Below are 12,214 nucleotides of genomic sequence, written 5' to 3'. Positions count from 1 at the left end.
ATCAACATGGTATCTGTTTTTATTTTATGCAATTTGTTTTGGCTTTCTACATAATAACAAATAGCATAGTAATCCATCGATTATAAAGATAACTCCAGATGTAATTGCTACGCTATCCATCCCACGGAAAAACGAGTTATGAATAATAGATTGAAATTCTGTATTATTAACATGCTTAGCAATTGCACCACCAGAAAATGGTCCAGCAGTTTGTAGTGTTGATATTAACTGGGTTGGTAATTTAGCAGTAGCTAACGCATGGTTATAAGTACCAGTCATTGCTAAACCTAGGACTACTAATCCAAGGCTAGTTCCAAATTGCTTCCCAACATTGAGTAATCCCGAAGTCATCCCAATAGACTTAGGTTCAACGTCACTAACTGCAATATTTGATGATAGGGGATTGATAAGTGAATTAGCAAGTCCCAAGGTAATAAACGTTGGAACCATAACTAGCCATGAATTATGATTACCTAATAGAGGTGGTAAAATGAACATCCCAATTCCAGCTAAAAATAAAACCATACTAATAATCAATCCAGGGTTAATTTTACTAGCAATTTTACCAGAAATAGGCCCTAATACTAATGAAAAAGCACTAATAATCATTAATTGTGAACCACTTTGTAATGCAGAATATCCCATGTAATCTTGAGATAAAACAATAATATAGCTAAACAAGGCATAGATAGCCATTCCTAAGGTAAGATTTGATAGGGCACTACCAAGGACTTGTTTATTTTTCAATAGGGATAAGTTAAGCATCGGAGAACTAATATGATTTTCAAACAATGCAAAAATAATGATTAGGACGATTCCTGCAACTAGTAGAGAAGCAACATGCCAATCAAACCAACTATAGTTATAGTGGGTTTCCTTTTGAATTAATCCCAGGATTAAGCAAAACATGAATGCAAATGATAGGATCATCCCAATGATATCGACCTTACCACTATTGAAAGTTCTCGACTTAGGAATATACTTAAAGCTCATAAACAAAGCGATAATTCCGATTGGAAGATTAACTAGAAAAATGGATTCCCAGCTAAAGAAACTTAATAGAATTCCACCAATCAATGGGCCTAGGGCTGTTGATAATCCAGCAACACTCCCCCATATGCCAAGCGCTAATCCGCGTTCTGGGCCTTCGAATGTATCTGCAATGATACTCATCGATAAACTTAACATTCCAGCGCCACCAATTCCTTGGAGTGCGCGAAAAATAATTAAGATCCAAACATTAGGGGCGAGACTACAAGCTAGTGAGAACACTGAAAAAATGATCAATGACCATATAAATACATTCTTACGTCCAACTAAGTCACCCAACTTAGAGATTAAGAATAATACAGCAGCAAAAATTAATGTATAAGCATTAATAATCCATTGTAGTTGACTGAAACTACTGTTAAAGCTAGTTTGAATAGTGGGGAGAGCAACGTTGACGACCGTTACATCTAATAATCCCATGAAAAAGCCTAAACAAACTGCAATTAATGCAAACCACTTTCGCCGATTTTGCATATAAAAGACTCCTTAAAATATATTTCCTTCGTGTCGATCAACACGAGCCCACCTGCCAATTAAGAATTAGCTTTTCCCACCGAGGAAATTTAAATAGTCTTTACTTTAGTAAGTAAAATTTTAACACTGGTTTAAAATGATTACAATTTTATAATTAATAGGATAGTATCAAAAAACGCCCGTAGCGATTAGCTAGGACGTTAATTTATTAATCATTAATATGTTTTTGAACAAATTCATCGATTGGTAATCTAAAGTCTAAATAGTATTTTTCTAACTTTTCACGAGACCAATCCCACCATGCGATTTTTTGTAAATCAGCCTTAATTTCATCTGGGAACCGATCTTTAATTTTTTTAGCAGGCGTTCCGCCAACGATTGTATACGGTTCAACATCATGAGTTACAATTGCTCCTGCGCCAATCACAGCACCGTCACCAATGGTTAATCCACTTTGGATGACTACTCCATGGCCAATCCAGACATCATTACCAATGGTGGTCCTAATTTTCTTACGATTAGCTAGATATTCATCATCTTTAGGTTCAAAGCCGTATGCAGCCCCGTTATATGCAAAAATATGTTGAGCTGGCCGATCGTAAGGGTGATTGGTTGGTCCAATTCTTACCATTGCAGCAATACTAATAAACTTTTTTAAATCAGTATTTTGCATAAAGCAGTACTGTCCAGTATAGTCATAATCACCAATTGTACAATTATCGATTAAGTTGTTTTCACCGAGTTCGACCCATTGGCCAAATTTAGTGTTCTTAGTTTTAGAACCCTTACCAATAGTTGGCTCGTTTTGTGATAGCTTAGGAAAATCAATATGCATATTGTGCACCTTCTTTATTAAGATAAGTTTGTTCAACCATTATACTAATAAAATGAAATTTTGAATAGTATAATGGCTGATGTTAATTTAAGAATATCCATAAATCGCTAGGAATAACTCAGCGTTTCCATTAAAATGGTTTTGATTAGTGAATCATTTTAATATTAGGTATAATAGGGTAAGTTTTAATTAAAGCAAATTAAGGGAGAACTTATATGAACAAAAACATTGTATTTATTCATGGCTTTATGAATACAGGTGATATTTGGAATCAATGGATTACTTTATTTAAATCATTAGGGTATACATGCTATGCACCTACATGGATAAATCATTCTAAACAGGATAGCGAAGACATTAAAGCTGCCACTAGTTTTGAAGACGTGCTGTTACAATATGTCCATTTTATAGATTCTTTAGATACAAAACCGATTTTAATTGGTCATTCATTAGGTGGCATAATCGTTCAAAAATTGATTAATATGGATAAGGGCGCAGCAGGGATAACAATTGCAAGTGGACCGGCTAATAATATTGCTGCTTTTAATCTGGATTGGCTAATATCAAACTTAAAAATGTTAGGTCCATTCTCTAAAGACCCGATATTAATGGATAAAAATTGGTATAACAAGTATGTGACAAATGAGTTATCAATGAGTGATACAGAGAAGTTTATGAAAGCTAACTGTATTAGATCAAGTAAGCTTATTCCTAAAACTATAAATCGAGATGGTCACATTGATTTTAACAAAGAACACGCGCCGTTGCTTTTTATATCAGGAGATAGGGATAAGTCACAACCACCAATTATCCAGCTTAAAAATGTTAAAGCATATTCTAATGCTAATGGAATTGTTGATTATCATGTTTTTAATGGAAAGACCCATAATATAGTTGCCCAAAATGGCTGGCAAGAAGTAGCGATGTTTATAAATAGCTGGATCGATTCATTGAATATATTTAAATCTAAAAGCTAGTAACAACTAATAAAGTAATAATTATAATAACTAAAAACATAGTTATACCATACTGAATTACAGCAGAACGCAATGCAGCAAATTTAAATGCGGATAAAATTGGGAATGATATACAGACTTTTAGGTTTAAATAATCTAGTACCCTGTTTATCATTCAATTAAGTTCAGATAATATATCTTATGTAAAGTAATGCATAGTAAAAGCCCCCTAAAAAGAATTATGTTAAAATAAAAGTGTAAAACACATATTAATTTAGCAAGGAGTCTTTCGTATGGATTTTAATAAAGTAATCTTACGGTTTTCCAACTTAGCAGAATTTGTTAGATATATGTATTTAACGACACCGGATATTAATCATGATGCAGAAATATATGTTGATGATGATCCGGATGGAAATATTACATTTTCGTACTCTGATCCGGCGGATTTAAACTTAGCTACTAATATGGGCCAATCATCTGAATTAGGGATTTTATTTATGTTATTAGGTAGTTTTGGCGCTGCATATGATTTTAATCCAATTTATGATGATGATGAAAAGTTTATCTCAATGGACATTTCTGTTAGAAAGACCCCCTTGCCATCAGTTCTACAGCGTTTTCAAAAGTAATTGAAAGCAGGTATAATATCTTGGACTATGAAAAATATATAGAAGCATTAAAACATGAAACTCCAGACACAGTTTTTGGTAGTCTCATGGATGATTTAAACTATCCTAAAGTAGATTCAATTGGTGATGCGTGTGATGTTGCCCACTTCACTAATGATCAACATGATTTAGATGAAATTGAAAAATATCAACCAATGTTTTATAACTATAAGTATCATCGGTTAGTAAGCAAGAATGACGTCATTAATTATATTAATCAACTATCAAAATAACTATATAAAAAACCTAAGGCCAGCGCCTTAGGTTTTTTATTTTACGATCATCCAAATTGTAAATGCAATAATTCCCCAGCATGAAAAACTGATAATAAAGTCTTTTGGCTTAGGGGTTGTCATTCTTCTTAGCCCTGGTTTGAATCGATGAGATTTAATAATTGCATCTTTCCCTTCATTTATTATGATATAATACTACACTTTATATTCAATAGTCAATTTAGATGGTTTCGACCAATCTATCATTTAAATAAGTGAAGTCAACGTCTGAGCGCGTCTCTGTAAATCGATGATTTTCTTTCTATATCACGGTTACTATCTAACCATGATATAGAAAGCTAAATAGAATAATGGTTGATTCAAATTATGTTTTTTAGTGAAAAAATTCACAAGACTTAATTAATTGAACATAAAGATGTTGGTCTAACAATGTTTATGCTAAAATAAGAACATGATCTCAAAGGAATGGTGATGAATGATTATCGTTTTATTATTAACCATCTTTGTATTATGGTTAGTCTGGAAATTCCTCAGTAGTTGGCTATGGTGGCTATTGTTAATCGCTGCCATCATTTGGATGTTAAAGGTATTTTTCTGGGGTGCCATTATTTTAATTGTCTTAGGCGTTCTAGGGGCCTTTTCTGATGGAAATCAATCGTAATAAAAAACCGGTTTAGCAGATGCTAAACCGGTTTTTGTAACTTAATATAATTTAGGAATTCTTTGATTAGCTGATGGTAACGTTTTTCTAACGGTCTTAATTTTATCTAAGTCAATTTCAGTAATTAAGATTGTTTCGTCACTCCCTGCCTGAGCAATTGTGACGCCCATTGGATCAACGACTTGACTTAAACCCACACGGTCATTACTAGCTGGTTTATCGCATCCAACAACATAGGTAGTATTTTCAATTGCACGTGCTTTTAGTAATGTGGACCAGTGATATTCCTTTAAGGGACCACTAAACCATGACGTTGGAATGATGATAACATCAGCTCCATTAATTGCTTCATAGCGAGCCACTTCTGGGAATCGTAATTCATAGCATACAAACAACCCGATTTTACCAAATGGCGTGTCAATAGGTTCGAATAATTTATCACCTGGCTTAATTTGGTCAGACTCTTTAGTGCCAAAAGCATCATATAAGTGCGTTTTGTGATACGTACTAACGATTTTACCATGATTATCGATAACTACGATTGTATTATAAACTCGTTGATCATTGCCATCATCATTTTTTTCGCGCATCCCAAATATTACCCACACTTGATTATCAATTGCGGCTTGTTTGGCATTGTTAACAAATGGTCCTTCTAGCGATTCAGCATGTTGATTGATTACATCTAAATCCGCAGTGGCGGAAACCGTGCTCATGAACATTTCCGGAAATACCACTAATTTAGCGCCCTTTTCGGCGGCCTCTTTAGTAACTTGGGTCAATTTATGTTGATTAACGGTTTGATCAAGGTCAGAAAATGATTGTGCTAGTGCAATTTTATAATTCAAAGCCTAATCCTCCTAATTATCTTTTAAGCAAATTCTAATCTTATGTCACTGCAATGTCAATCATTGTAAGTTCCATTAGACACCTTATATTAGATATGGTATATTAGTTCTGGAATTGAATATAAATGACTATCCACTGGGGTGCCGTTTGGCTGAGATAATACCCATTGAACCTGAATCTAGATAACACTAGCGTAGGAACGTGGCATGAATCGAAGATAATCGCAGATGATTATAGGCGACCCACCCCCGAAGTTAGTTCGGTGTGGGTCGTTTTTATTTTCCCTGGATAGTTATAATTTAGGAGGATTCACCTATGTTTTCTGATCAACTAAAGCAACAAGCGCAACCCATTTTAAAAGGTATTTTTGAACATCCCTTCATTCAAGGCATTGCCAATGGACACGTTCCTGGTGCCGCATTGAAATTCTATGTTCAACAAGATTATCAATACCTAAGCGAATTTATCAAAATTTATGGAAATGCAATTGCGAAATCCAATGATCGCGAATTAATGAGTTTCTTTAATGATCAAATTAGCTTCATTTTAAATAGTGAGATTCATCCCCACCATATTTTTTGCAATATTGCTGGAGTATCATACGAAAGTCAACAGCATGCCACGCCTTCCCCTAAAGCATACCTATACGAATCACATATGCACCGGGCGGGTGAAACGGGCTCATTGTTAAATATCTTAGCAGCGTTTCAACCATGTCCTTGGACGTATGCAGAGATTGCTGATCACTTAGTAGCTCAAGGGGCAGCAAATGATGACAACCCATTTAAGGACTGGATCGAATTCTATGCAACCCCTAAGGGTGATAAATCACTAAGTGATACGGTCTTTGCCTTTGTTGACCGCTTTGCAGAACATGCATCCCCAGAAGAATTAACTGAAGCCACCCAATACTTCCTAAAGAGTTGCGAATTAGAATGGCAATTCTGGGAACAAGCATATAAGCAAGAGGATTGGCACTTCAAAGCAACATTAGATGCTGCTAGTAAGGAGGAATTCTAATGCGTGAGTTTCCAGAAGCATTAACGATCGCTGGTACTGATTCTGGTGGTGGCGCTGGAATGATGGCCGACATCAAGACAATGCAAGCTTGTCATGTGTTTAGTACCAGCGTGGTCGTTGGTGTTACTGCTCAAAATACTTTAGATGTGCAAAAAGTCTATCCATTACCACTGGAGATGGTCGATGCTCAGTTCGCTTCAGTTGCGGAGGACTTTAAGATCAAAGCTGCGAAGACAGGTGCGCTCTTTGATGCGGCCCATGTTAAGGCCGTAGCTAAAAATATTAAGCATTATTCATTTGGAACCCTAGTTGTTGATCCCGTTATGGTAGCCAAGGGCGGTGCTAAGTTATTAACTGATGATGCGATTGATACCGTCATCAACGACTTAATTCCACTGGCTGATATCATTACCCCTAATCTACCAGAGGCCGAAACGATCGTTAAACACCCAATTGATGACTTAGCAACCGTTAAAAATGCTGCTAAAGAAATTCAACGACTAGGTGCTAAGAACGTTATCATTAAGGGCGGTCATAGTGATGGCCCTGAGAATAAAGACTATGTATTACTAGCAGATGGGACTGCATTTTGGTTGACTGGTGATCACGTTGATTCTAAGCGTAAACATGGGACTGGTGATACACTGTCATCCGTTATCGTTGCTGAAATTGCTAAGGGCTGTCACGTCGAACAAGCCATTCGGCGGGCAAAGGCCTATATGAACGAAATTCTAAAACATGAAATTCACGTGGGCCAAGGTCATGGTCCACTTAATCATTGGGGAGCTGAAAATACTGATGTTGAAATTTAATCCAGACATGTTACGGGTCTACTTTATTGGTGGGACTCAAAATATTGGCGGCGATAAGGCCAAGTTTATTGAACAACTAACCACTGCTTGTCAAAGTGGAATCACAATGTTTCAATACCGTGAAAAAGGTAAAGGTGCCCTCGTGGGTCAAGAACGCCTTGAATTAGGTCAAACGGTCCGCGACATTACTAAACAATATGGCGTTCCATTGATCGTTGATGATGATTTGGCGCTTGCTAGAGCGATTGATGCCGACGGAATCCACGTAGGGCAAAGTGACACCCCGATTCAAGAAATCGTTAAACAAGCTGACGGGATGATCGTTGGTCTATCGGTCCATGATCCCAATGAATTAATGAATAGCGGTGATTTAACTGGAGTCGACTATATTGGTGTGGGTCCTATATATGCCACTAACAGTAAGGATGATGCTAAACAACCCATCGGACTCGATGGTCTCTTTACGATGAATCAAGCTACTTTGAAACCAATTGTTGCTATTGGTGGAATTCATGAAGATAATGTTGATGCGGTGCTTAAACATTCCGTTAGTGGCGTTGCCGTCATTTCAGACATTATGCAAAGTAAAAACATCCCCCTAACTATCAAACACCTTAAAGGAGAAGCGTAGTATGTTAACTATTAAATCAATTCGCGAAACTAATCCCGTTATTTTAAACGTTGCTAACATGGTAACTCCACAACACGTGGCTGATGCTATCAATTTTTATGGTGGTTCACCCATTATGTTCACGGACGAACGAGAAGCTGCTGGATTAACTAATATTTCTTCAGGAGTGGTTTTTAACATGGGTTCGACTAATGAAGCCACTCTTCGCAACGTAATTGCTAGTGGTAAAGTTGCTAATAAACGTGGTATCCCCGTTGTGATTGATCCAGTCGCCATTGGTGCAACTGAATTAAGACAGGATAACTTTGCGCGGGCTGCTGAAGCAGTGGCCTTTGATGTTATCCGCGGCAATGCTGGTGAAATTGCATACTTAGCCAATGTTAATTGGCAAGCCAATGGAATCGATGCTGGTAATGGAGATGGGGATGTCGTAGCGATTGCAAAAAAGGCAGCTCATCGTTATCACTGCTGGGTCGTCTTATCCGGGGTCAAGGATATTGTGACCGATGGTGAAACCACCTACTGTGTCGACAATGGCCACCCCTACTTTCAAACTAACGTAGGTTCTGGTGACATGTTAGACGGCATTCTAGCAACGGCCATTGCGACTGAACATGGTTTAAAGGCGTTAGTACGCGCTACTGCTACGTTCAGTATTGCTGGTGAATTAGCTGGTGAAAAGTATCCGAACCAACCGGCATCATTTTTTGTTGAGTTATATAACCAACTAGCGACCATCACAGACGAAGTTATTGACACCCGAATGAAAATCCATCAAGTTTAATTTTTCATTCACGACACGAAAAAAACGGGACTAGCCATTATTGACTAATCCCGTTTTAATTTCTAGCAATATGAAATAACTGCTAATTGCGATTAATAAGCTTGAATAAATAGCTCAACTGCAAGTCCAAATGCTAGGATTGCAACGATCCATTTAATAATTTTTTCAGGAACCACTCTGACGATCTTAGGTCCGATGTAGCTACCAATCAGTAATCCAGAACCAAGTGGTAGGACTAAGATCCAGTAAATGTGTGATTGGAAAGCAAAGATAACCATTGCTACTAAGTTCCCACCAAACGTAGAAACGTTTCGAATGGCATTGTAAACAGCGTATTTTTCATCGGTAATCTTCGATAAGATTGCATTAACAATGATCCCAGAAGCGGCTCCAAAGTATCCCACATAAGCACCGGTTAGGACCGTAGCAATTGCGTATAAAGCTTGACCGAACTTACCAACTGATTCATTTTCCGCAGCGCCCTTATTTTTCTTAGGCCATACCATTGTAATGGCGGCAAATAAAATGAAAAATGGAACTAATTTGGGAAATGAAGCGCTTGAGAAGTGCAACAACAAGTAAGTTCCTAAGATACTCCCTAAGAAGATACAAACGGAAGTGGTCACTAATTGTTTAACATGCCCCTTTAATTCGGGAATAGAAGATAATCCTGAGCCAATTCCGTTAAAAATAACTGACGAACTATTCGTAACGTTCGCATACACCGGTGGTAACCCTGCAATGTACAATAAAGCTGGGTAAGAAACCAACGATGCCATACCGACAGTACTACTAACGATTCCCGCTAAGATACCGAACGGAAATAGTAATAGTAACTGCATAATACTAAAATGCATAATCTTTCACTACCTTTTCGTATGTAATACTACTTATTATAGACCTAAAAGCGCCCTCTTTTCCAGTTTAGAAAAGCGGACGCTTTATTTTTAAGATTTAAATTGAACTTCGTTGACCAATAATGACCCGTCATATTCGTATTCACGAAGGTTTTTAGAGAAAATTTCTAATGCTTGTTCACCATATTGATCGAACAAACTAGCAATATGGGGTGAAATAAAGACATTATCCATTTGCCAGAGTGGACTATTACTTGGATATGGTTCTGGATCCATGACATCTAGGGATGCAGCACTTAATTGATGTTGTTCTAGGGATGCGATCAAATCATCAGTCACCACGCTGCCCCCGCGCCCCACGTTAATAAATAGTGGTTGGCGCTTTAATTGACTAAAGAAATCATGATTAAAGAACTTATCAGTGTCTGGAATTAACGGTAATGAATTAATAATCACATCAGCGTTAGCAACCGCATCCACACTTTGTTGCATCGCAAAAGTTTCATCAAAGTGCTTAGCTGCATGACCACTATGATTGATTCCAATCACGTTTACATCAAAGACTTTAAGCATTTCAGCAATTCGGGTTCCAATACTTCCCGTTCCATAGATAGCTACCGTCCGGTCAGCTAAAATTTTAAACGGATTAGCCGGTTTTTGCCAGCTGCGGATTCTTGCCATCCGATTTAGGTTCCGGTATTGCCCTAGGATCATTCCAAGCACCGTTTCAGCAATTGGTTCGGAATGAATACCCTTGACCGTTGCCATGCGAATCCCACGGGCTTTAATTTCATCCAATGGGAAGTAATCAATGCCCACTGACAATGATTGAATCCACTTTAGACGATTGTTGGGATTATCGATAATTGCTGGAACTAGTTTTGAATCATAACCAATAATAACATCGATTGAATCTAGTTCAGCTTGGGATAGATTCTGATCAGTAAAATATAGATGTTCCTTCATTAATCCTGGATGTTTTAGCATTTTTGCTTTCATCACTTGTAAGTCAAAATTTGGATTTGGTGCACCAACTAAAATATTCAAAATTAACACCCTTTCAATTTTTATTAAACTAAATAATTATACACTGATTTTGAGAATAACGCTAAAATAATGCTTGACTTAATTTTTTAATTATGTTTTAATTATAAGCATCAATTATATTTTAATCTAATTTTAATCTTCTAATTGATACATAATAATAAAAAGGAGTTGATTCGAGATGATGAATTCAACGGAAAAAGGTTCACCAAAAATGAACGCGGCAAATATGTCTGACATCACTGCCAAAACTAGTTTTAAAGAAAGCGTCTACTTAGTATTTAACGGGGTGTCAAATGCCATTTTAGTCACTTTAGGGGTTGGATTATTAATTGGTGCAATTTCTAATTTCGTTCATTGGAGTGCATTAGCTCAAATCGGCTTGATTTGTCAGTACTTAATGGCACCAGCAATTGGAGCCGCAGTTGCTTCTCAATTGAAGACGAACACATTGGTATTATTCAGTTCAATGGTTGCAGCTACGGTTGGTGCTAATAATGTATTCTTCACTAGCGGACCCGTTAATGCATTAACGGCAACGGGCCATTTACTACCTCAACCAGCTGGTTCAGCTGTGTTTATGATTGGACAACCAGTTAGTGCCCTTGGTGGTGCGGTAGTTGCAACATTGATCGGAAAGTATTTAACTGGGAAGACCCCATTAGATATGTTCTTGGTACCATTTGCTGCTACCCTATTAGGAACCCTTGTTGCTTTAGGAATGGCAGCTGTAACCACGCCAGCATTGGTTTGGCTATCCGGTGTTATTGCTGACACAATGAAGATTAACCCACTTTTAGGGTCAGTAGTTTGGGCATTGTTCTTACTGACTCCCGCTTCATCGGCAGCACTAGCCATTGCGGTAATGCTTGACCCACTATCATCTGGAGCTGCATTGATCGGAACTACTGCTCAATTCGTTAGTTACGTTGCAATGTCATTTAGTGAAAACAAACCTGGTGCTAATATCGCACAAGGAATCATCACGCCTAAAGTTCAATTTGGGAACATCACAAAGAACTTCTACATTGCAATTCCTGGGTTACTCTGTGCGGCAGTCTTAGCACCAATCGGAACCATCTTCTTTAAGTTCAGTGTTTCATTCAAGATTGCTGGACTAGGCTTGAACTCATTGATTGCCCCCATCACACTTGCATCAGAAAGCATGAGTAAGTTCATCTTATACTTAGTATTAGGGGTAATTATCCCAGCCGTAGTATCATACGTATTGGGTAAGTTCCTCCGTGCTACTCATAAGATCAAGAAGGGCGATATGACGATCGACCTAGTATAAAATAACCACTAAAAAAATAGTTCAACCAATTGGTTGAACTATT

Annotated in this window: 14 protein-coding genes and 1 riboswitch; of the genes, 9 read left to right on the top strand and 5 right to left on the bottom strand. The window is 37.4% G+C overall.

Going from position 1 to position 12,214, the window contains the following annotated elements; all coding sequences use genetic code 11:
* Positions 1–24 precede the first annotated feature (24 nt).
* Positions 25–1,524, bottom strand: coding sequence for an MFS transporter (locus R4146_RS08330; RefSeq protein WP_339960990.1), 1,500 nt, complete (start codon positions 1,522–1,524; stop codon positions 25–27).
* A 208-nt stretch (positions 1,525–1,732) separates the two neighbouring features.
* A complete protein-coding gene (locus R4146_RS08325) occupies positions 1,733–2,359 on the bottom strand; it encodes a DapH/DapD/GlmU-related protein (protein WP_339960989.1) in 627 nt (208 codons plus the stop codon).
* A 215-nt stretch (positions 2,360–2,574) separates the two neighbouring features.
* On the opposite strand from R4146_RS08325, the gene R4146_RS08320 reads away from it, so the two are divergent.
* The 4 genes from R4146_RS08320 to R4146_RS08305 all read left to right on the top strand — a co-directional run bounded on the left by R4146_RS08320 (position 2,575) and on the right by R4146_RS08305 (position 4,880).
* A complete protein-coding gene (locus R4146_RS08320; RefSeq protein ID WP_339960988.1) occupies positions 2,575–3,336 on the top strand; it encodes an alpha/beta fold hydrolase in 762 nt (253 codons plus the stop codon).
* 272 nt (positions 3,337–3,608) lie between these two features.
* On the top strand, positions 3,609–3,947 hold the full coding sequence (locus R4146_RS08315; RefSeq protein ID WP_339960987.1) for a hypothetical protein: 339 nt from the start codon (positions 3,609–3,611) through the stop codon (positions 3,945–3,947).
* A 20-nt stretch (positions 3,948–3,967) separates the two neighbouring features.
* Positions 3,968–4,219 (top strand): hypothetical protein, encoded by a 252-nt coding sequence (locus R4146_RS08310; RefSeq protein WP_339960986.1) that lies wholly within the window; start codon positions 3,968–3,970, stop codon positions 4,217–4,219.
* 475 nt (positions 4,220–4,694) lie between these two features.
* Positions 4,695–4,880 carry a hypothetical protein gene (locus R4146_RS08305; protein WP_339960985.1) on the top strand — a complete coding sequence of 62 codons (186 nt, stop codon included), beginning with the start codon at positions 4,695–4,697 and terminating at the stop codon, positions 4,878–4,880.
* A gap of 41 nt (positions 4,881–4,921) precedes the next feature.
* Here the strand turns inward: R4146_RS08305 and R4146_RS08300 are convergent, their stop codons facing one another.
* Complete coding sequence (locus R4146_RS08300; RefSeq protein ID WP_339960984.1) at positions 4,922–5,728, bottom strand: carbon-nitrogen hydrolase family protein; 807 nt, start codon at positions 5,726–5,728, stop codon at positions 4,922–4,924.
* Positions 5,729–5,855: 127 nt separating this feature from the next.
* Positions 5,856–5,947, top strand: a riboswitch (TPP riboswitch).
* A 97-nt stretch (positions 5,948–6,044) separates the two neighbouring features.
* Here R4146_RS08300 and tenA point away from each other — a divergent pair.
* Genes tenA through thiM form a run of 4 tightly spaced genes read left to right on the top strand, consistent with a single transcriptional unit; the run spans position 6,045 to position 8,976 of the window.
* Positions 6,045–6,749: a thiaminase II gene (tenA, locus tag R4146_RS08295; RefSeq protein ID WP_339960983.1), complete on the top strand. Its 705-nt coding sequence runs from the start codon at positions 6,045–6,047 to the stop codon at positions 6,747–6,749.
* A complete protein-coding gene (thiD, locus tag R4146_RS08290) occupies positions 6,749–7,561 on the top strand; it encodes a bifunctional hydroxymethylpyrimidine kinase/phosphomethylpyrimidine kinase (RefSeq protein WP_339960982.1) in 813 nt (270 codons plus the stop codon). Before tenA ends, thiD begins: the two co-directional genes overlap by 1 nt.
* Positions 7,548–8,192 (top strand): thiamine phosphate synthase, encoded by a 645-nt coding sequence (gene thiE, locus R4146_RS08285; protein ID WP_373695357.1) that lies wholly within the window; start codon positions 7,548–7,550, stop codon positions 8,190–8,192. Before thiD ends, thiE begins: the two co-directional genes overlap by 14 nt.
* 1 nt (position 8,193) lies before the next feature.
* Positions 8,194–8,976, top strand: coding sequence for a hydroxyethylthiazole kinase (gene thiM, locus R4146_RS08280; protein ID WP_339960981.1), 783 nt, complete (start codon positions 8,194–8,196; stop codon positions 8,974–8,976).
* 92 nt (positions 8,977–9,068) lie between these two features.
* Here the strand turns inward: thiM and R4146_RS08275 are convergent, their stop codons facing one another.
* Both R4146_RS08275 and R4146_RS08270 read right to left on the bottom strand, forming a co-directional pair.
* Positions 9,069–9,833, bottom strand: coding sequence for a sulfite exporter TauE/SafE family protein (locus R4146_RS08275; protein WP_339960980.1), 765 nt, complete (start codon positions 9,831–9,833; stop codon positions 9,069–9,071).
* Positions 9,834–9,923: 90 nt separating this feature from the next.
* Positions 9,924–10,880 (bottom strand): NAD(P)-dependent oxidoreductase, encoded by a 957-nt coding sequence (locus R4146_RS08270; RefSeq protein ID WP_339960979.1) that lies wholly within the window; start codon positions 10,878–10,880, stop codon positions 9,924–9,926.
* A 211-nt stretch (positions 10,881–11,091) separates the two neighbouring features.
* On the opposite strand from R4146_RS08270, the gene R4146_RS08265 reads away from it, so the two are divergent.
* Positions 11,092–12,171 carry a PTS sugar transporter subunit IIC gene (locus R4146_RS08265; RefSeq protein WP_373695362.1) on the top strand — a complete coding sequence of 360 codons (1,080 nt, stop codon included), beginning with the start codon at positions 11,092–11,094 and terminating at the stop codon, positions 12,169–12,171.
* Positions 12,172–12,214 lie beyond the last annotated feature (43 nt).

This window comes from Nicoliella lavandulae (assembly GCF_037546185.1).
Classification (GTDB): Bacteria; Bacillota; Bacilli; order Lactobacillales; family Lactobacillaceae; genus Nicoliella; species Nicoliella lavandulae.
The sequence above is the reverse complement of the archived record's forward strand: the minus strand, read 5'-3'. Positions and strand labels throughout refer to the sequence as shown.

Coding starts and splice junctions, on each gene's coding strand:
- thiE (WP_373695357.1), top strand. CDS start 7,548: ATGTTGAAATTTAATCCAGACATGTTACGGGTCTACTTTATTGGTGGG.
- thiD (WP_339960982.1), top strand. CDS start 6,749: ATGCGTGAGTTTCCAGAAGCATTAACGATCGCTGGTACTGATTCTGGT.
- R4146_RS08265 (WP_373695362.1), top strand. CDS start 11,092: ATGAACGCGGCAAATATGTCTGACATCACTGCCAAAACTAGTTTTAAA.
- R4146_RS08315 (WP_339960987.1), top strand. CDS start 3,609: ATGGATTTTAATAAAGTAATCTTACGGTTTTCCAACTTAGCAGAATTT.
- R4146_RS08325 (WP_339960989.1), bottom strand. CDS start 2,359: ATGCATATTGATTTTCCTAAGCTATCACAAAACGAGCCAACTATTGGT.
- R4146_RS08330 (WP_339960990.1), bottom strand. CDS start 1,524: ATGCAAAATCGGCGAAAGTGGTTTGCATTAATTGCAGTTTGTTTAGGC.
- R4146_RS08320 (WP_339960988.1), top strand. CDS start 2,575: ATGAACAAAAACATTGTATTTATTCATGGCTTTATGAATACAGGTGAT.
- R4146_RS08275 (WP_339960980.1), bottom strand. CDS start 9,833: ATGCATTTTAGTATTATGCAGTTACTATTACTATTTCCGTTCGGTATC.
- R4146_RS08305 (WP_339960985.1), top strand. CDS start 4,695: ATGATTATCGTTTTATTATTAACCATCTTTGTATTATGGTTAGTCTGG.
- tenA (WP_339960983.1), top strand. CDS start 6,045: ATGTTTTCTGATCAACTAAAGCAACAAGCGCAACCCATTTTAAAAGGT.
- thiM (WP_339960981.1), top strand. CDS start 8,194: ATGTTAACTATTAAATCAATTCGCGAAACTAATCCCGTTATTTTAAAC.